Below are 18843 nucleotides of genomic sequence, written 5' to 3'. Positions count from 1 at the left end.
GGCAGTGCCTCCATGACGTTCTCGCTCGGCATCGTCGGCGCCGGCCAGTTCTCCGGCCAGTTCGCCACGCTGTTCCAGGCCCATCCCGGCGTCAGCGACGTCTACGTCACCGACCTTCTGCCCGACCGGGCCGAACGACTCGCCGCCGCGCAGGGGCTGGCGGGCACCTTCCCCTCGTACCAGGCGATGCTGGAGTCGGAGGCGGTCGACGCCGTCGCCGTCTTCACCCAGCGCTGGACGCACGGCCCGCTGGTCCTTCAGGGCCTCAACGCGGGCAAGCACGTGTACTCGGCGGTTCCCATGGCGATCAGCACCGAGGAGATCGCCGCCATCATCGACACGGTCCGGGCGACCGGGCTGACGTACATGATGGGCGAGACCAGCCAGTACAACCCGGCGACCGTGCATGCGCGGAACCAGATCGCCGAGGGTGCCTTCGGGCGGATCTTCTACGCCGAGGGCGACTACGTCCACGACATGGATCTCGGGTTCTACGAGGCGTACCAGTACAGCGGCGGCGAGAACTGGAAGCAGACCGCCAGCTATCCCCCGCTGCTGTACCCGACGCACTCGGTGGGCGGGGTGCTCGGCGCCTGGCAGACGTACGCCACGAGCGTGTCGGCGATCGGTGTGGTCGACGAGCGCGGCGACGGCATCTTCGACAAGGACGTCAGCCAGTTCGGCAACGACTTCTCCAACGCCACCGCGCTGTTCGAGGTGGCGGGCGGGGGTTCGTTCCGTACGAACGAGTTCCGGCGGGTCGGCTATCCCTCCCACATCCGGGAGTCGCGTTTCCGGTTCTTCGGCACGGAGGCGAGCATGGAGCAGCTCGCGACGGTGGCTCTGTGGCAGGACAAGAAGGGCGTGAAGGACATCAGCGAACTGCTGGAGCCCAAGCCCACCATGTCCTCCGACGACCCGTCACTGCGGCACATCGCGCCCGAGCTGCGGGCGGCCTTCACCTCGGGTTCGGCGCCGGTGCACGACCGGGCGCGGCTGCCGCGGGTGTTCGACAACCTGCACAACGGTCATGAAGGCAGCCACCATTTCCTCGTCGACGACTTCGTCACGGCCGTCAACACCCGGTCGCTGCCGTCGGTGAACGCGTGGGTGGCGGCCCGCTACACCCTGCCTGGCATCGTCGCGCACGAGTCCGCGCGGCAGGGCGGCGTACGGCTGGAGATCCCGGACTTCGGGGACGCCCCGCAGTGACGGGACGCCGTGGCCGGGTGCCTGCTCAGGTGCCCGGCTTGCGGCCGTAGACGAAGACGTCGTCGCCCGTCTTCAGCAGCGACCAGTACTTCTTGGCGGTGGTCGGGGTCATGTTGACGCAGCCGTGCGAGCCCGGCGGGTTCCACATGCTCAGGTTCACCGAGTGGAAGGCCTGGCCTCCGTCGAAGAACTGGCTGTAGGGCATCGGCACGTTGTAGATGTTCGAGACGTGGTCGATGTCCCGCCAGTAGATCTTCTTGAGTCCGGTGCGGGTCTCGTAGCCGTCGCGGCCGGTGCGCACCGGGACGGGGCCGTAGACGAGCCTGCTGCCGTCCTGGATCCAGCTGAGCTGGAGGGTGAGGTTCACGCAGGCGATGCGGCCCTTGTTCGTCGGGCACTTGCCGTCCTTGTTCGGGTTGTTCCCGACGGCCTTCTGCTTGTTCATGAGATCCATCACGCCCCAGGTGACGGAGCCCGCGTAGCCGATGTTCGGCGTGATGCCGTGCTTGGTCTGGAAGGCCTTGATGGCCTTGCAGTCACTGGTGGACTGCTTGCCGTCGACCGGCAGGCCGACGAACTTCTCCACCTGCTTCTGGTACGGGCCGGTCGAGGTGGTGCAGCTCGTGGACGCCTGGGCCGATCCGCTGCCCAGAACGAGTGTGAGCGGTGCCACCAGTCCGGTGATCCCGAGTACGACGGCTCCCCGTCTGCGTATGTCCCCCATGGCCGGCCTTGCCTCTCGTGTGGTGTGGTCTTCTGATTCGCGGTGTCTGCAAGCTAGACCGGCGTGCCCAGCGATCGGTTGCAGGGATCGCCCACGATGCGACGAAACGGTGACATTCGCAGTGCCCGAGGTCACAGCGTGAGTTCTCAGACATCCCGGTGCTGTCCTGTCGCCCGGAGGAACCCTGTGTTGACGGCGGTGAGGCCACCGTCGACCGTGAGCGCGGTGCCGGTGATCCATGACGCCTCGCGCGAGGCGAGGAAGGCGACTGCGGCGGCGATGTCGTCCGGCTCACCGACCCGCCCCAGCGGATACAGCGTGCGCATCGCGTCCAGTTCCTCGTCCCGGCCCTCCCAGGCGGAGGTGCGCACCGTTCCCGGCATCACGAGGTTGACGCGCACGCCGCGGCCGGCGACGTGCGCGGCCATGGTGCGGGTGAGGGAGATCAGGCCCGCCTTGGCCGCGCTGTAGGCGTGGTTGCCGAAGTCCTGCACCGCGTTGACGGAGCCGATGTTGACGACCGCGCCGCGGCCGGAGGCGGCCAGGTGCGGGAGGGCGGCGCGGCTGCACCGGTAGGCCCCGGTCAGTGTGGTGTCGAGGTCGCGCGCCCACCCTTCCTCGGTACCGTCCTCGAACAGCGGCGTGTCCGGGGTGCAGTGCGCCGCGCAGTTCACCAGGACGTCCAGCGCGCCGAAGGCGTCCACGGCGTGGGCGACGGCCGCCTCCACGGCCACCCGGTCGGTCACGTCGCACGCCAACGCGTCGGTGAGCAGGCCCTGTTCGCGCAGTGCCGTCGCGGTCCTCGCGGCCTCGGAGCCGTCCGTGTCGGTCAGCAGGACGCGCGCGCCCTCCTCGGCCAGCCGCAGGGCGATGGCGGCCCCGATGCCACGGGCCGCGCCGGTGACGAGAACTCCGTGTCCGGCGAAGCGCTTTGAGTCAGCCATGGACCGAACCTACTCCCGGAACGATCTCCGGGGGCAGACAGCGTGCGCGCATGTCCGCGTTCATACAGCAACTCCCCGCGCTGATCGGTGTGGTTATCGGCGCGCTCGGTTCGTACCTGGCCGTGGTGCGGGGTGATCAGGCCCGGTTCCGGCGGGAGGGAGGCCCGTTGGGAGGAGCGGCGGCTGGCGGTGTACGCCGGCTACGCGCGGGTGCTGAAGACCGCGGTCACGCTCTCCTACCGGGTGGCGTCCCGCCTCGGCAACGACCCCCACCCCCACCCCCTGTCGCCCGAGGAGGCGGCGCCGCTGATCGCCGAGGCCACGACGTCCCGTGACCCGGCCGGGGAGTCGCTGCTCCTGCTCGGCAGCCCGGAGGTGGTGGAGGAGGCGCGCGCCTGGGTCACCTGTGTGATACGGATGGAGCTGTTCCTGCGCGAGGAGACCCGCGATCCGGCGGCCTGGCAGGCACTGCTGGAACGGCAGCGGGCCGGGCGGCAGGCCTACTACGCGGCGGTACGGCGGGATCTGGCGCTGCCGCCCGGTCACTCCGCGCGCTGGCCGCTGCCGCCCGTGCCGCAGACCTGATCTCTCAGCGGTAGCCCGTCGTGTCCGCCGGCTTGCCCGCGTCCTGCACATCGACCAGGTAGCGCCACGCGTCCGGGCGGCTGCCGTCGAGGTCGGTGAATCCGTAGACCTGCGCGAGTCCGCCGCTGGAGAGCGACTCACCGTTCCAGCGGGAGACGTCCGGGTCGGCGGCCAGCGCGGCGACGGCACGGCCCACAAAGCGCGGGGTCTCCGAGATCGCGAAGTGGGGGACGTCGGTGAGGGCGTCGCGCCAGTTGTCCTCGCGGACACCGAAGTGGTCGAGCATGATCTCCGACCGCATCCAGCCGGGCGTCAGCGCGACGGCGGTGGCGCCGCGCGGTCCGAGCTCGTGGCCGAGGGCGAAGGCCATGCGCAGGACTGACGCCTTGGCGAGGTCGTAGAAGAAGGAGACCCGGTAGGTGTCGCGGTTGTACTCGGCGGTGCCGTCGGTGACCTCCACCACCAGCCCGCCGGGCCGGCGCAGCAGCAGGGGCAGGGCGTGGTGGCTGGTGATCGCGTGCGTCTCGACCGCGAGCCGGAGCAGCCGCAGACCCTTGTCGAGGTCGTGCTCCCAGACCGGGGCGTCCCACTCGAAGAGGGTCTCGCCGCCCCAGATGTCGTTGACGAGGACGTCGAGCCGGTCCTGCTCCCCGGCGATCCGGTCGACGAGGGCGCGGACCTGGGCGGGGTCGAGGTGGTCGGTGGGTACGGCGATGCCGTGGCCGCCGGCCTCGGTGACCAGGTCGGCGGTGTCCTCGACGGTCTCGGGACGGTCGTACTCGGAGCGGCGGGCGCGGGTGCTGCGTCCCGTGACGTAGACGGTGGCGCCGGCGGCGCCGAGCTCCACCGCGATCCCGCGTCCCGCTCCGCGTGTCGCCCCGGCGACCAGCGCGACCTTTCCCTCGAGTGCTGCGGACATGTCCGGCCTCCCGTATCCCTCGGATGTCGTCACGGTTCGAGGGTGCCGGGGAAGCCGGACATCTTCTGTCGCCTTTTCCCGCCGACCCGCGGTCCTCAGCGTGCCGCGGCCGCGCCGTCGTAGACGTGGTCCGGGGTGACGATTCCCGTGATCGCCCGCGCGAGGAGGGTGGAGGGTTCCTGGGCCTGGACGGTGATGTCCGTGTTGATCATGATGACCAGGGTGGCCCGCATCGAGGGCAGGTACACGGTCACCGTCTCGTAGCCGGGGATGGAGCCGTTGTGGCCGATCCACCCGTTGGCGTCGAAGAGGCCGAGGCCGTAGCCGAGCCCGGGGACACCGGTCGGCAGCATCCTGAGCCGCTGCGCCTGGGTGCCGGGGCTGAGGAGTCGTCCGGTGGCGACGATCTCCGCCCAGCGGCGCAGATCGTGCAGGTCGGAGATCATCGCCCCGGCCGCCCACGCCCAACTGGGATTCCAGGAGGTGGCGTCGGCGACCGCGCCGCTCAGTGTCTGGTTGGTGTAGCCGTGCGGATGCGGCCGGGGGAATTCCGTCCCCTGGGGCAGCAGCGTGTGACGCAGCCGGGCCGGCCGCAGGATCCTCGCGTCGATGAAGTCCGCGAGCCGCTGACCGGTGACCTTCTCGACCACCATCCCCAGCAGGATGAAGTTGGTGTTGGAGTACTGGAACTGCGTGCCCGGCGCGAAGGTGTTCTCGTGCCGGAAGGCGTAGGCGAGCAACTGCCGGGGGGTGAAGGAGCGCTCCGGGTCGCTCAGCAGGTCATGGACGAAGTCCGGGTCGGAGCTGTACGGGAACAGGCCGCTGCGCATCTCGGCGAGGTGCCGCAGGGTGATCCGGCCGCCGTCCGGCACGCCGTGGACGTAACGGGAGATCGGGTCGTCCAGCCGGACGCGGTGCTCGTCCACGAGCTCCAGCAGCGCGGTCGCTGTGAAGGTCTTGGTCTCGCTGCCGATCCGTTCGTGGACATCGGGCGTCATCGGTCTGCCGGTCGCCTTGTCCGCGACACCGCTCGCGCGGACGTAGCACCCCTTGCCCGGGATCCACAGTCCGACGACGGCACCCGGGATGCCCGCCTGCCGACGGACGTCCTCGATCGTCCTGTCCAGCCGTGCGGTCACGCCGGGGCCGAGGCCGCCCGGCGGACAGTGGTGCCGACCGGACGGATCGGCAGCCGCGGCCGGGACGGCGGTCGCGGGCGTCACCGCCGTCGGGACCAGCAGTGACGCCACGAACAGTGTCGCGGCGAGCAGTCGGCGGTGGAAGGTACGTCGCATGCGGGGGCGCCTTCCAGTCACGGGCCGGGACGGCAACATCACCATCGGCGGCCGGTGGGCGAAGGCGCCCTGCGCAGGGCATACCGGCGAGTCCACTCGTTCGGAGCCGCACACGCGGGCGACCCGGCGCGGACGAGGATTCACCCTCGCTCCGGGCGGGCGACGGCGCACACGCTCAGTGGCCCCGGGCGATCCACTCCCGCAAGTGCGGGGCCTCGGCGCCGATGGTGGTCGACTCGCCGTGGCCGGTGAGGACCCTGGTCTCGGGCGGCAGCGTGAGCAGGCGATCGCGGATGGAGTCGATGATCGTCGGGAAGTGGGAGTAGGAGCGGCCGGTGGCGCCGGGGCCGCCGGCGAAGAGCGTGTCTCCGGTGAAGACGACACCCAGGCCGGGATCGTGCAGGCAGACGGCGCCCGGCGCGTGACCCGGGGTGTACAGCACGGTGAGGTCGGCTCCGGCGGCCTCGATGACCTGGCCGTCGACCAGATGCGCGTCGGGGTCGCGATGGGGGTGGGTCTGCTTCCACAGCGGCAGGTCGTCGGGGTGCAGCCAGATGGTGGCGCCGGTGCGGTCGGCGAGTTCGGGCGCGGCGTCGATGTGGTCGTTGTGGGCGTGGGTGCACACGATTCCCGTCAGCCGCCGTTCGCCCACGGCGGCGAGGATGGCGTCGGCGTCGTGGGCGGCGTCGATGACGACGACCTCGTGGTCGTCACCGACGAGCCACACGTTGTTGTCCACGTCCCAGGTGCCGCCGTCGAGGCTGAACTGCCCGGAGGTGACGATGAGTTCGATGCGGGCGGCCATCACAGCACCACCACCGAGCGCAGGACGTCGCCGTGGTGCATGCGCTCGAACGCCTTCTCCACCTCGTCAAGTCGGATCGTCTCCGTCACGAACTCGTCCAGCGGCAGCCGCCCTTGCAGGTGCAGGTCGATGAGCATGGGGAAGTCGCGGGAGGGCAGGCAGTCGCCGTACCAGGAGGACTTCAGCGACCCGCCCCGGCCGAAGACATCGAGGAGCGGCAGCTCCAGCTTCATCTCCGGGGTGGGCACGCCCACCAGCACGACCGTGCCGGCGAGGTCACGGGCGTAGAAGGCCTGCTTGTACGTCTCCGGGCGGCCGACCGCCTCGATGACGACGTCGGCGCCGAAGCCGCCGGTCAGCTCACGGATCGCCTCGACGGCGTCGTTCTCCCTGGAGTTGACCGTGTGGGTGGCGCCCAGCCTCTTCGCGGTCTCCAGCTTCCGGTCGTCGATGTCCACGGCGACGATCTTCGCCGCGCCCGCCAGCCGGGAACCGACGATCGCCGCGTCGCCCACACCACCGCAGCCGATCACCGCGACCGAGTCGCCCCGCCCCACGCCTCCGGTGTTGATGGCGGCCCCGATGCCCGCCATCACGCCACAGCCCAGCAGACCCGCCACCTGTGCGGAGACCGACGGGTCGACCTTGGTGCACTGCCCGGCGGCGACCAGCGTCTTCTCCGCGAACGCCCCGATCCCGAGCGCCGGGGACAGCTCGGTGCCGTCGGTCAGCGTCATCTTCTGCCGGGCGTTGTGGGTGTTGAAGCAGTACCAGGGGCGCCCACGCAGACAGGCCCGGCACTGACCGCACACAGCACGCCAGTTGAGGATCACGAAGTCACCCGGCGCCACATCGGTGACGCCCTCCCCCACCGACTCCACCACACCTGCCGCCTCATGCCCCAGCAGGAAGGGAAAGTCGTCGCTGATGCCGCCCTCGCGGTAGTGCAGGTCGGTGTGGCACACCCCGCACGCCTGCACCTGGACGACCGCCTCGCCGGGGCCGGGATCGGGCACGACGATCGTCTCCACCCGCACCGGCTCGTCCTTGCCCGGTGCGATCACGCCCCGCACTTGCTGCGCCATGGTGCTGAACCCTTCCGTATGCCGGTGTCCGTGTTCCCGACCCTAGACGTGACTGATCGGTAACGGCGGCGGCGCCCCGCGCCCGGCGGAGGAGCCGACGTAGCCTGAGTGCTCACCACTTCCCGCGAGGAGCGCCGTGAGCATCGCAGCCACCGAGACCCGACCGGCCGCCTGGCGGCTGCTCATCGGTTACGTCCGGCCTCATCGGTGGGCCCTGCTGACGGGCGCGTTGCTCTCGCTGCTCACGGGAGCCACCGGGCTGCTGCTGCCGCTGGTGGCGAAGGGACTCATCGACGACCTGTCCCACGACCGGGCCATCACCGGCGCGTTGCTCGCCATGTCCGCGCTCGTCATCGCCAACGCGGCGCTGGGCGGGCTCGGTTCGTACGTGCTGCGACGCACCGCGGAGTCGGTGGTGCTCGGCGCGCGGCGCGCGCTCTCGTCGTATCTGCTGCGGCTGCGGATCACGGCCGTGGACCGCAGCGAGCCGGGCGACCTGATGGCACGCGTCACCTCGGACACCACCCTGCTGCGCGAGGTGACCACCGACTCCCTGGTCGGCCTGGGCACGGGCGGGCTGACGCTCGTCGCGACCGTGGTGATGATGGGGCTCGTCGATCCCGTGCTGCTCGGGGTCACGCTGGCCGTGATCGCGGGCGCGGGCACGGTCCTCGGGGTGATCGTGCCCCGTATCAACCGGGCCAGCCGGCGGGCGCAGGAAGCGGTCGGGGTGATGGGGGCCTCGCTGGAGCGCATCCTCGGCGCGCTGCGCACGGTGAAGGCCTCCGGGGCCGAGCACCGCGAGGAACGGACGCTGCACGAGGCCGCCGAGGAGTCGTGGCGGCAGAGCGTGAGCGCCGCCAAGTGGTCGGCGGCCGCGGGCAACACGGCTGGTCTCGCGATGCAGATCGCCTTCATCACCGTCATGGCGGTGGGCGGGGCGCGGGTCGCGACCGGGGCGATCGAGGTGGGCACGCTGGTGGCGTTCCTGCTGTACGTCTTCTATCTGATGTCCCCGATCCAGCAGGTGGTCGGCGCGATCACGCAGTACCAGACGGGCGCCGCCGCGCTGGCCCGCATCCAGGAGGCGCTGAGCCTGCCCTCCGAACCCGCGGCCCGGCCCGCCCCGTTGCCGACGCCCGGCGCGGAGCCGGCCGCCCTCGCCTTCGACGACGTCCGCTTCCGCTACGCCGACGATCTGCCGTACGTGCATCACGGAGTGTCGTTCGCCGTGCCCTCGCGCGGCATGACGGCGTTCGTCGGCCCGTCCGGCGCGGGCAAGACGACGGTCTTCTCGCTCATCGAGCGGTTCTACGATCCGGAGTCGGGGACGATCATCCTGGACGGTGTTCCGCTCGCCGAGTGGGAGCTGCCGCGGCTGCGGTCGGCGATCGGCTATGTGGAGCAGGACGCGCCGGTCCTGTCCGGTTCGCTGCGGGACAACCTGCTGCTGGGCAACCCGGACGCGGACGACGACGCGCTGGCCCGCGTGGTGAAGACGACCCGCCTCGACGGGCTGGTCGCGCGCCTTCCGCAGGGGTTGGAGACGCTGGTGGGGCACCGCGGCACCAAGCTCTCCGGCGGTGAGCGCCAGCGGGTCGCCATCGCCCGCGCCCTGCTGCGCCGCCCCCGGCTGCTGCTGCTCGACGAGGCCACCTCGCAGCTGGACGCGGTCAACGAGGCGGCGCTGCGCGACACCGTCGCGGACGTCGCCCGTACGACGACGGTGCTGGTCGTCGCCCACCGGCTGTCGACGGTGACGATGGCCGACCGGATCGTCGTCATGGACGCGGGCCGGGTACGTGCCGTGGGCACCCATCGCGAACTCGTCGCCGCGGACCCCCTCTACGCGGAGCTCGCCGCCACGCAGTTCCTGGCGACGGCGGGGTGAGCGCACGCCCCCACAAACAGCGGGGCCGCCCGGATCGGGCGGCCCTCGGTCGTGGAGCGGCTCAGTGGACGGCCCCGAGGAGCGGGAGCAGGGGGGCCGCCAGGTCGGTGACCTGGTGCAGCTGGTTGAGGTCGTTCAGCCGCTGCAGCTGGGCGGACGGCCTGGGCATCTCGCCCACGTGCTCCTGGGACACGTCACTCACCGCGAGCGAGTCGAGCGTGGCCATCGGGCTGATCCGGCCCGCGTTCTGCGCGGCCGCGGGGGCCGCGCTCGCCATCGGCGCGGCGAGGCCCGTGATGCCCGCGGCGAGACCAACGGCGGCGACGATACGTCGTGTTGAGATCATGCTCTGGGCAACGGCCGCGGACGCCCGCCGGACACGGGCGGACCGCCCCGCTCACCCGTCAGGCGCATCGGAGCGCTGCGCTTGCCGAGCCTGCCGGGGCGGAGGAGGCTCGAAGGTGAGGGGCTGCGCGGCCCGCTCCGCACAGGGTCGCGGCCCTCGGAGGAGGTCACCATGGGCACCGCGGCAAGCTCCACCTTCAACGCCGAGACACTGCGCAAGGGGGTCGAAGGACACACGGCGGCGGATCTTCTGTCGCTCTACGCGGACGACGCGCAAGTGCGCATCGTGGACCGCAACAGTCAGCCGAGCCAACCCAGGGTCCTGCGCGGGCGCGACGAGATCGGCGCGCTGTTCCAGGACATCTACAGCCGGGACATGACGCACAAGGTCGACCAGTGCATCATCCAGGGCGACCACGCCGCGTACAGCCAGTCCTGCCGGTACTCGGACGGCACCCGGGTCCTCACCGAGTCGATGATCACGCTGCGTGACGGGAAGATCGCCGAGGAGATCCTGATCCAGGCCTGGGACGAGTAGGAGGAGAGACGGCGAGGGGCCGGGGCCCGCCGCGGGCGACCCCGGCCCCCGGCGGGTCCGGGCCGGCGACGGCACGGCGCTCGCCCGTCGCATCGTCGAGGACACCGCCGAGCGCGCCGCCGACCTCGCCGGGCGCACCGGCGCCGCGCGGGCGACGTCGGCGACGTCGACTTCGACTCCGCGGCCGAGCGCGCCTCGCTCATCACGCCGGTGCCGGGCGGCGTCGGCCCGATGACGATCGCCACGCTGCCGGAGCAGACCGTCGACGCCGCCGCCCGGCAGCTCGGGGTGTGATCAGCGCATCCAGGCGCTGTACGACATCACGTCACCGGCCTTGACCCCGTACGCGGGCTCGGCCCGGGCGAACACGCTCTCCAGGCCGAGTACGGCGCCGGTGACCGGGTCCATGACCAGCATCCGGCGCAGACCGTGGCCCTCGTACACGTACGCCTGGCCCCGCCGCCCGAGCCGGTCGGTCACCTGCCCGGCCGGGCGCAGTCCCTCGGTGTCCGCCAGCAGCCGGGCGAGTGCCGCGCTCTCGCGGGCGCCGAGGGTCCAGTGATCGAGCAACAGCTCCACGGCGTCGAGGAGTTCGGGTGTGGAGGGTGCGGCACGCAGGTGCGCCGCCTCCCGCAGGTAGGCGCGCAGCCGGGCGGCGTCGTGCGGCGGGGGCGACTCGGGCGGGGCGTCGCTCCAGCTCGGCGGGTAGGTCTGCCGGGTGATCACATGGCCGTCCGCCACCGGGCGTGGGGCGCCGCCCGCGTCGGTGAGGACGGGCCGGCCCGGGTGGCGCGGGTCGGTCGCGACGACGAGCTCGGTGTGGCTGCCGTCCGCCCGCCAGCGCACGACGCGTTCCTCGGGCAGGGTGATCGGGGGCGCGTCCTCGCTCATCCCCATGCTCCACGACTGCACGTGGGTGCCCTTGCGCAGACTCGGCGCCCCGTCGCCGGCCGCCCCCTGTGCCCGGTCGGCCAGCACCGCCAGAGGTACGGGCGTGGAGTCGGCCTGCACGACGAGCGGCCGGGGCGCGGCGACGGCGGGCGGCGCACCGGGCCCGGTGAGGACAAGGGCGAGCGTCACACAGGCCACGACCAGGACGGCCACGAGCCCCCAGGCGAGCCTGGCCGACCGTCCCGGGACGGCAATGAGCGCCGACGGTCGGCGTTCCCCGACGGCGACAGGCCCACGGCCGAGGTGCCCCCGAGAGCCCGGTACGGCAACTCGCGCCCACCACCGGCCTTCCCCAACGGCAACAGGCCCCCGGCCGAGCCGCCCCCGACGGTCCCGGACGGCAACTCGCGCCCACCACCGGCCTTCCCCGATGCCAACAGGCCCGCGTCCGAGCTGCCCCCGACGGCCCGGGACGGCAACTCGCGCCCACCACCGGCGTTCCACGACGGCGACAGGAACCCGGGCTAGCTGCCCCAGACGGTCCCGGACGGGAAGACGCGTCCGCCGCCCGCCTTCGCTGCGGCGTTCGCCGTCGGCCACCGTGCCCGTGGCGCACCTGCCCCGTCGGCCCCGCACGGGAGGACGCGCCTGCCGCCCGCCCTCGCCGCGCCCCTCGGCCAGCAGTTCCGTCAGTCGTCGTTCCGCTTGGTGTTCGAGGGGGCCGTCGCCGAGTGGGGGGCCGGCTGCCGGGACCGGGTTCGCCTGGCGCAGGAGGTCGAGTTCGTCAGCCATGGTGGTGCTCCTTCGGGGCGGTCCCTCCGTCGGCGAGTGCGGGGCGCATACGGTCGATCTCGGCTCTCAGCCGATGCCGGGCGCGGTGCAGCCGCATCGCCGCCGCCCGCGTGCCGCAGCCGAGAGCGACGGCGAGATCGTCGACACCCAGTTCCTCCCATGCCGTCAGGCGCAGCACCTCCTGGTCGGCCTCGGAGAGCCGGCCCAGCGCGTCGTGCACCCAGGCGCCGGGCGCCTCCGTGTCGGGGCTGTCCACGATCTGCCGACCGTGCGCGGTCTCGTCGTTGCCGATCCGGTCCAGCAGCCGGCGCCGCCGCCCGTACCCGCGCACCGCGTTGGCCAGACAGTTGCGCGCCACGCCGTACAGCCACGGCAGCGGGGACACCGGCAGGTCGGCGCGGCGCCGCCAGGCCACCGTGAACACCTCCGCCACCACTTCCTCCACCTCGCCGGCCCGCCCGCTCAGTCGGCGCGCGACGTAACGGCTGACCGCCCAGTAGTGCTCGCGATAGGCAGCGGCGAAGATCTCGTCGTTGCTCATGTTCGGTTCGTGTCCGGCACCTTCGGGATCGTCACACCCTTTTCCGTGATTCTCGTCGCGTCCGAGGAGTGTGACCGTCCGGCCCGGCGCGGACACAGGCGGGGCGTGAGCAACCTCAAGAGCATCAAGTGGCTGACGACCACTGACCACAAGACGATCGGCACGCTGTACCTGGTCACGTCGTTCGCGTTCTTCCTGATCGGCGGTGTGATGGCGCTGCTGATGCGCGCCGAGCTCGCCCGTCCCGGTCTGCAGATCATGACGAACGAGCAGTTCAACCAGGCGTTCACGATGCACGGCACGATCATGCTGCTGATGTTCGCGACGCCGCTGTTCGCCGGTTTCACGAACTGGATCATGCCGCTGCAGATCGGCGCCCCGGACGTGGCCTTCCCCCGGCTGAACATGTTCGCCTACTGGCTGTACCTGTTCGGCTCGACGATCGCGGTGGGCGGCTTCCTGACCCCGCAGGGCGCGGCCGACTTCGGCTGGTTCGCCTACTCCCCGCTGTCGGACGCGGTCCGCTCCCCGGGTGTCGGCGCCGACATGTGGATCATGGGTCTGGCCTTCTCCGGCTTCGGCACCATCCTCGGCGCGGTCAACTTCATCACCACGATCATCTGCATGCGCGCGCCGGGCATGACGATGTTCCGTATGCCGATCTTCGTGTGGAACGTGCTGCTGACCGCGGTGCTGGTCCTGCTCGCCTTCCCCGTCCTTGCCGCCGCGCTGTTCGCGCTGGAGGCGGATCGGAAATTCGGGGCACACGTCTTCGACTCGGCCAACGGCGGAGCATTGCTCTGGCAGCACCTCTTCTGGTTCTTCGGCCATCCAGAGGTGTACATCATCGCGCTGCCGTTCTTCGGCATCATCTCCGAGGTCATCCCGGTCTTCTCCCGCAAGCCGATGTTCGGCTACATGGGCCTGATCGGCGCGACCATCGCGATCGCGGGTCTGTCCGTGACGGTGTGGGCGCACCACATGTACGTCACCGGCGGTGTGCTGCTGCCGTTCTTCTCCTTCATGACGTTCCTCATCGCGGTTCCGACCGGTGTGAAGTTCTTCAACTGGATCGGCACGATGTGGAAGGGGTCGCTGAGTTTCGAGACCCCGATGCTGTGGGCGACCGGCTTCCTCATCACCTTCACCTTCGGCGGACTGACCGGCGTGATGCTCGCTTCTCCGCCGATCGACTTCCACATCTCGGACAGCTATTTCGTGGTCGCCCACTTCCACTACGTCGTCTTCGGCACCGTCGTCTTCGCCATGTTCGCGGGATTCCATTTCTGGTGGCCGAAGTTCACGGGCAAGATGCTCGACGAACGGCTCGGCAAAATCACGTTCTGGACGCTGTTCACCGGGTTCCACGGCACGTTCCTGGTGCAGCACTGGCTGGGCGTCGAGGGCATGCAGCGCCGTATTCCCGACTATCTCGCGGTCGAGGGATTCAGCACGCTGAACACGGTGTCGTCGGTCTTCTCGTTCCTGCTGGGCATGTCGTTCCTGCCCTTCTTCTACAACGTCTGGAAGACCGCGAAGTACGGCGAGAGGGTCGAGGTGGACGACCCGTGGGGCTACGGCCGTTCGCTGGAGTGGGCCACCTCCTGCCCGCCCCCGCGCCACAACTTCGTTCAACTCCCCCGCATCCGCAGCGAGTCCCCGGCCTTCGACCTGCACCACGGCCAGGTCACCTCGGTGGAGAAGGAGTTGACGACGTCATGAGCGGTGAGGACGCGCGGGTCCTGGTCAACGAGACCGAGGGGCACCTGCTGATCGCCGCCGTCCACCGGGACGGCCGCGCGGCCGCCGCGCGCTTCAGCGCCCCCTTGGACTGGCTGACCCGGGCCCAGCGGGAGGAGGTCGAGCGGCGTTTCGAGGCGGAGTACCTCGAACTCGCCCGTGCCTCGTGGGAGCACACGGCCGAGCGCGCCCGGGAGGTGCGGGGCGAGTACGAGGAGGCCTACCGCGGTCTGCGGCGCCGCCTGCTGGCCGGCTGGCTACTGGCGTGCGCCGCGGCCATGGCCGTCACCGCGCTGGTGGCGCCGCTCGTGTAGCCGGCCCTAGTTCAGCGTCCACTTCTGGTTGTCGCCGCCGTTGCAGTTCCACAGGACCAGTGACGTGCCGTTCGCGGTGCCGTTGTCGTACCCGTCCAGGCACAGCCCGGCGTTGACGTTGGTGATCGTGCCGTCGCCGTTGACGTTCCACTTCTGGTTGTTCTGGCCGTTGCAGTCCCAGATGACGACCTTGGTGCCGTTGGCCGTGCCGAGGTTGTAGGCGTCCAGGCACTTGTCGCCGTAGAGGACGAGTTCCTTGCGGGAGGTGTACGTCCAGGCCTGGTTCTGGCCGCCGTTGCAGTCCCACACCTCCGCCTGCGTGCCGTTGGCGATCGTGTTGTCGTAGATGTCGAGGCAGCGGCCGGACTGCTTGCCGACGACCTGGTTGCCGTTCGCCCCCGGCAGCGGGCGGACCGTGATGTCGGACAGCGTCGGTGCGCCGGAGAAGGCGAGGGTGTTCGAGGAGCCCTTCGACAGGCCGACCATGACGGAAACACTGCCCTGCGAGGAGCCGGTGGGCGGGAAGGAGACCGTCGTCGCGCCCTGTCCGTCGACCTTGAGGGTGGCGGTGCGGGCCGTGGTCGCGTCGTTGGTGTAGGCGATGTCGACGACCTTCACGCCGGTGCTGCCGGCGACCACGCCGGAGAAGCTCGCGGTGCCGGTGTACGTGCTGCTCGTCGCCTCCGTACCGCCGGTGACGCCGAGCATCACCGAGCCGCCCGCCGGGACACTGGCGGTGTAGCCCGTGGCGTACGTGCCGACGTCCGCCCGCGCCCACAGGTCCCGCACCTTCGCGGACGCGTCGGTCAGGCCCAGGTCGGCCCAGCGGACGGTGATGTTCTGCGCGGCGGAGGTGCGGTTGAGCAGGACGACGGCGCGGTTGCCGGTGCCGGCGAGGACCTTGCCGTAGACCTGCAGTCCGCTGGTGTCCTCGGCGACCTTGACGCCCTGGAGGCCGCGCGGGTCCTGGTCCACGGCGATGACCTCGGGGTTCTTGAGGATGGCGGCGGTCTCCGACGTCATCGTGGCGAGGTTGTTGCCGGCGAGGAGGGGCGCGCCGGAGATCGCCCACAGGTTCATGTGGGTGCGGTTCTGTGCGGCGGTGAAGCCGTCCATGCCGACCATCAGCATGTCCGGGTCGTTGTAGGAGCCCGTGTGCTGGGCGAGCGGGTGCAGGGTCTGGTCGAAGTTGGACAGGAGGTTCGTCATCGAGGGCGAGTTGCCGTAGTAGATGATGTCCGTGCTGGTGCGCCACATCGGTGCCTGGCCCGGCGCCCAGTTCCAGGGGTTCTGCTTGCCCCAGTTGCAGATGGAGAGGGTCAGCGGGCGTCCGGTGGCCGCCGACGCCTTCGCCACCGCGTCGCTGATCGCCTTGTACGTCGTCGCCGCGTCGAGTCCTTCGGCGTCGCCGCCGCACCAGTCGACCTTGACGAAGTCGAAGCCCCACTTGGTGAACTGCAGCATGTCCTGGTCGTAGTGGCCCTCGCTGCCGGTGTTCGGCGCGGCCGGACGGCCGGTCGGGTAGTAGTAGCCGCAGCCGTTCCTGCCGGCGTCGGTGTAGATGCCGGCCTTGAGGCCCTTGCTGTGGATGTAGTCGGCGATGGCGCTCATGCCGCCGGGCCATTCACCGGTGTCGACGGTGATGTTGCCGGAGCTGTCGCGGGTGCCCTGCCACCAGCCCTCGTCGATGTTGACGTACTTGTACCCGGCCGCGGGCAGGCCTGCGGCGACGAAGGCGTCCACCTGCTGCTTGATGACGTTGTAGTCGATCTTGGCGGCGAAGCTGTTCCAGGAGGCCCAGCCCATGGGGGCGGATGGCACCGGTATCTGACGGTTCGTCGCCGCCTGTGCGGGGGCGGGCACGGCGAACAGCAGGGCGGCGGTCGCCGTCAGGGCGAGTGCGAGGAGGCGTGCGGCGGCGGCTCTGAGACGCCGCACCGGCGTGCGCGGTGGGGGATACATGCGGCTCCTTCAGCGGGACGGGCTCCGAGAGGATTTTGTTCGAGATTTCGAATACGGATCGGTTATTCGAACAGGCTGCGGCTGAACGTAGGGCTCCGGGTGCGGGGAAGTCAACGGCCGTGACAGGCGTGAAGTGGCGGCCGTGGCGCGGCTGTTCGGCTCGACTCCCGCCTGCGGGCGCCATACTGGCCGTCGTGCGTGTAGCGATCATGACGGCGGGCTCCCGGGGCGACGTGGCCCCCTACACCGGACTCGGGCACGCCCTTGACGGTGCCGGGCACGAGGTCACCCTGGTCACGCATGCCCGGTTCGAACCACTGGTCGCGGGGTCGGGCGTACGCTTCCACCCTCTGCCGGTCGATCCGCGGGCGGAGCTGGAGTCCTCCCCTGGGCGCGGACTGCACCGCAGCACGACCGGAGTGGGCAAGCTGGTGCGGGTGGCCGCGATGGCACGGGCACTGGCGGGGCGGATGACGGACGGCCTCGTGGCGGCCGCCCGGTCGAGCGACATGCTGCTGCTGTCCGGCTCGGTGGGACCGCTCGGGCGCGCCGTCGCCGAAGGCCTCTCCATGCCCTTCCTGGACGTGCCGCTCCAACCACTGCTCCCCACGCGCGAGTTCGGTCCGCCGATGCTGGGCGGCCGCTCCCTGGGACCGCTGGGCAACCGGATCGCGGGGCACGGGCTGGAGCGGGCACTGGAGTACGTCTTCGCGGGCGCGCAGCCGGCGGCCCGGCAACGCCTCGGCCTGCCCGGCACCCGCATGACGACCGCACGGCGGGAACGGCAGCGGCGACCGGTGCTGCACGGTTTCAGCCCCCTGGTGGTACCGCGGCCGGGCGACTGGCCGGCCGGCGCGGAGGTGACCGGCTACTGGTGGCCGTACGACGGCGACACCCAACTCCCCTCAATGCTCCGGGACTTCCTCGACGCGGGGCCGCCCCCGGTGTACGTCGGCCTGGGCAGCGCGACCGTGCCCGACGCCAGGCGGCTCAGTGCCGCCGTCGTACGAGCCCTGCGGCGGGCCGGGCTGCGGGGCGTCGTCCAGCGCGGCTGGGCCGGGCTCGAGGCCTCGGGCGACGATGTGCTGACGATCGACGAGGTGCCGCACTCCGCGCTCTTCCCCCGCATGGCCGCCGTCGTCCATCACGCAGGGGCGGGCACCACCGCGGCGGGGCTGCGCACCGGGGTGCCGGTCGTGCCGGTGCCGGTCCAGTTCGACGAGGGTTTCTGGGCGGCGCGGGTGGTGCGCCTGGGCGTGGCTCCCCGTGCTCTGCCGCTGCGCGGACTGACCGCCGACTCCCTGGCCGCGGCCCTGACGTGCGTCACGCGCGATCCGGCTCTCGCTCGCCGGGCGGCGGCGCTGGGCGCTCGAATCCGGGCGGAGGACGGGGTGGCGCCGGTACTGGAGGCGATGGGCCGGGCGGGCGGACAGGGACCCGTGCCGCGCCGGGATCGCACCTCACCCAATGGCGGGCCCCCAGCCCGGCGGCCGCAGGATCCCCAGCAATTGGCGGACCAGCTCGTCCACGACCTCGTCCAGCGTCGCGTCCACCCAGCCCGCGCTCCAGTCGTGCAGCAGGCCGTTGACGCTGCCGATGAAGGCCGTGGCGGCGAGGCGGTAGTCGCGCGGGGCCGCCTCGCCGCGTGCGGCCAGCGTCTCGGCCTCGGCGCAGATGAGGTCGACCCAGTGGGCGCGGCGGGCCAGGCGCTGCTCCTCCATGCGCGGGCTGACGCCGATGATCTCGACGAAGGCGATCCGGATGCGGCGGGGGTCGCTGGTGATGTTCGCGGCGTAGGCGCGGAAGATCGCGGTCACGCGCTCGTCGATCGTCCGGTCCCGGGCCTCGGCCAGCGCGGCCACCACGGCCTCCTCGGCCCAGCCGTTGACCTGCAGGTGGAGGGCGGCGAGCACATCCTCCAGGGTGCGGAACTCCTCATAGAACTGGCGGGTGGACAGTCCGGCGGCCTCGCTGAGCGCCGACACCGTCGTGGCCCGGTAGCCGGGGTCGGCGCCGAACAGTTCGAGCGCGGCGTCCAGGAATCTGCCGCGCCGCTCGGCCTGCCGCTGAGCGGCGGTCTTGCCGCCGTACCGCCCGGTCGGCGCCTTGAGCCTCCCCGTCACGGGACCTCCCTTTCGCGTGATCCCTCGATTTTGTCGTGTACGCAGTCTTGTGGAGAAGGCCACCCCTTCCTTACTTTCCAGTAAGTAAGAGTCTGAACGCCATCGTTTTCAGATTCCCCGAGCCGTTGCCGTTTGGC

16 protein-coding genes and 3 pseudogenes are annotated in these 18843 nt (G+C 71.1%); 8 read left to right on the top strand and 11 right to left on the bottom strand.

What is annotated here, in order from left to right:
- Positions 1 to 12 precede the first annotated feature (12 nt).
- On the top strand, positions 13 to 1212 hold the full coding sequence (locus FBY22_RS14090; RefSeq protein WP_142145609.1) for a Gfo/Idh/MocA family protein: 1200 nt from the start codon (positions 13 to 15) through the stop codon (positions 1210 to 1212).
- A 25-nt stretch (positions 1213 to 1237) separates the two neighbouring features.
- Here FBY22_RS14090 and FBY22_RS14085 read toward each other — a convergent pair whose 3' ends face one another.
- Both FBY22_RS14085 and FBY22_RS14080 read right to left on the bottom strand, forming a co-directional pair.
- Positions 1238 to 1936, bottom strand: a complete 699-nt coding sequence (locus FBY22_RS14085; protein WP_142145607.1) for a L,D-transpeptidase — start codon at positions 1934 to 1936, stop codon at positions 1238 to 1240.
- A 146-nt stretch (positions 1937 to 2082) separates the two neighbouring features.
- The gene (locus FBY22_RS14080; protein ID WP_142145605.1) at positions 2083 to 2880 is read right to left on the bottom strand and encodes an SDR family NAD(P)-dependent oxidoreductase; all 798 of its coding nucleotides are present in this window, start codon (positions 2878 to 2880) and stop codon (positions 2083 to 2085) included.
- Positions 2881 to 2930: 50 nt separating this feature from the next.
- Here FBY22_RS14080 and FBY22_RS14075 point away from each other — a divergent pair.
- A pseudogene (locus FBY22_RS14075) lies at positions 2931 to 3465 on the top strand (hypothetical protein).
- A 4-nt stretch (positions 3466 to 3469) separates the two neighbouring features.
- On the opposite strand, the gene FBY22_RS14070 reads toward FBY22_RS14075, so the two are convergent.
- From FBY22_RS14070 to FBY22_RS14055, 4 genes are all read right to left on the bottom strand, one after another.
- Positions 3470 to 4384 (bottom strand): SDR family oxidoreductase, encoded by a 915-nt coding sequence (locus FBY22_RS14070; RefSeq protein ID WP_142145603.1) that lies wholly within the window; start codon positions 4382 to 4384, stop codon positions 3470 to 3472.
- Positions 4385 to 4479: 95 nt separating this feature from the next.
- Positions 4480 to 5679 carry a serine hydrolase gene (locus FBY22_RS14065; RefSeq protein ID WP_142145601.1) on the bottom strand — a complete coding sequence of 400 codons (1200 nt, stop codon included), beginning with the start codon at positions 5677 to 5679 and terminating at the stop codon, positions 4480 to 4482.
- 175 nt (positions 5680 to 5854) lie between these two features.
- The gene (locus tag FBY22_RS14060) at positions 5855 to 6484 is read right to left on the bottom strand and encodes an MBL fold metallo-hydrolase (protein WP_142145599.1); all 630 of its coding nucleotides are present in this window, start codon (positions 6482 to 6484) and stop codon (positions 5855 to 5857) included.
- A complete protein-coding gene (locus FBY22_RS14055; protein ID WP_142145597.1) occupies positions 6484 to 7569 on the bottom strand; it encodes an S-(hydroxymethyl)mycothiol dehydrogenase in 1086 nt (361 codons plus the stop codon). The genes FBY22_RS14060 and FBY22_RS14055 overlap by 1 nt, the downstream gene beginning before the upstream one ends.
- A 136-nt stretch (positions 7570 to 7705) precedes the next feature.
- On the opposite strand from FBY22_RS14055, the gene FBY22_RS14050 reads away from it, so the two are divergent.
- Complete coding sequence (locus FBY22_RS14050; RefSeq protein WP_142145595.1) at positions 7706 to 9460, top strand: ABC transporter ATP-binding protein; 1755 nt, start codon at positions 7706 to 7708, stop codon at positions 9458 to 9460.
- Between the two features lie 61 nt (positions 9461 to 9521).
- Here the strand turns inward: FBY22_RS14050 and FBY22_RS14045 are convergent, their stop codons facing one another.
- Positions 9522 to 9806 carry a hypothetical protein gene (locus tag FBY22_RS14045; protein ID WP_142145593.1) on the bottom strand — a complete coding sequence of 95 codons (285 nt, stop codon included), beginning with the start codon at positions 9804 to 9806 and terminating at the stop codon, positions 9522 to 9524.
- 171 nt (positions 9807 to 9977) lie between these two features.
- Here FBY22_RS14045 and FBY22_RS14040 point away from each other — a divergent pair, with 171 nt between their 5' ends.
- Both FBY22_RS14040 and FBY22_RS14035 read left to right on the top strand, forming a co-directional pair.
- A complete protein-coding gene (locus FBY22_RS14040; RefSeq protein ID WP_142145591.1) occupies positions 9978 to 10343 on the top strand; it encodes a nuclear transport factor 2 family protein in 366 nt (121 codons plus the stop codon).
- Positions 10344 to 10493: 150 nt separating this feature from the next.
- Positions 10494 to 10637 (top strand): annotated as a pseudogene (locus FBY22_RS14035) (bifunctional 5,10-methylene-tetrahydrofolate dehydrogenase/5,10-methylene-tetrahydrofolate cyclohydrolase); the annotation flags it as partial.
- On the opposite strand, the gene FBY22_RS14030 reads toward FBY22_RS14035, so the two are convergent.
- Both FBY22_RS14030 and FBY22_RS14025 read right to left on the bottom strand, forming a co-directional pair.
- The gene (locus FBY22_RS14030) at positions 10638 to 12026 is read right to left on the bottom strand and encodes a CU044_5270 family protein (RefSeq protein ID WP_313905393.1); all 1389 of its coding nucleotides are present in this window, start codon (positions 12024 to 12026) and stop codon (positions 10638 to 10640) included.
- The gene (locus FBY22_RS14025; RefSeq protein ID WP_142145589.1) at positions 12019 to 12567 is read right to left on the bottom strand and encodes an RNA polymerase sigma factor; all 549 of its coding nucleotides are present in this window, start codon (positions 12565 to 12567) and stop codon (positions 12019 to 12021) included. Before FBY22_RS14025 ends, FBY22_RS14030 begins: the two co-directional genes overlap by 8 nt.
- Before the next feature lie 105 nt (positions 12568 to 12672).
- On the opposite strand from FBY22_RS14025, the gene ctaD reads away from it, so the two are divergent.
- Together ctaD and FBY22_RS14015 are read left to right on the top strand one after the other, a co-directional pair.
- Positions 12673 to 14289 carry a cytochrome c oxidase subunit I gene (gene ctaD / locus FBY22_RS14020; protein ID WP_142145586.1) on the top strand — a complete coding sequence of 539 codons (1617 nt, stop codon included), beginning with the start codon at positions 12673 to 12675 and terminating at the stop codon, positions 14287 to 14289.
- The gene (locus tag FBY22_RS14015; protein WP_142145584.1) at positions 14286 to 14621 is read left to right on the top strand and encodes a hypothetical protein; all 336 of its coding nucleotides are present in this window, start codon (positions 14286 to 14288) and stop codon (positions 14619 to 14621) included. Before ctaD ends, FBY22_RS14015 begins: the two co-directional genes overlap by 4 nt.
- Positions 14622 to 14627: 6 nt before the next feature.
- Here FBY22_RS14015 and FBY22_RS14010 read toward each other — a convergent pair whose 3' ends face one another.
- Positions 14628 to 16583, bottom strand: coding sequence for an RICIN domain-containing protein (locus FBY22_RS14010; protein WP_142145582.1), 1956 nt, complete (start codon positions 16581 to 16583; stop codon positions 14628 to 14630).
- Positions 16584 to 16792: 209 nt separating this feature from the next.
- On the opposite strand from FBY22_RS14010, the pseudogene FBY22_RS14005 reads away from it, so the two are divergent.
- Positions 16793 to 18010: pseudogene (locus FBY22_RS14005) on the top strand (glycosyltransferase); the annotation flags it as partial.
- Positions 18011 to 18043: 33 nt separating this feature from the next.
- On the opposite strand, the gene FBY22_RS14000 reads toward FBY22_RS14005, so the two are convergent.
- On the bottom strand, positions 18044 to 18706 hold the full coding sequence (locus FBY22_RS14000) for a TetR/AcrR family transcriptional regulator (protein ID WP_142145580.1): 663 nt from the start codon (positions 18704 to 18706) through the stop codon (positions 18044 to 18046).
- Positions 18707 to 18843: the final 137 nt, after the last annotated feature.

This window comes from Streptomyces sp. SLBN-31, assembly GCF_006715395.1.
In the GTDB taxonomy this organism is placed as follows: Bacteria; Actinomycetota; Actinomycetes; order Streptomycetales; family Streptomycetaceae; genus Streptomyces.
The sequence above is the reverse complement of the archived record's forward strand: the minus strand, read 5'-3'. Positions and strand labels throughout refer to the sequence as shown.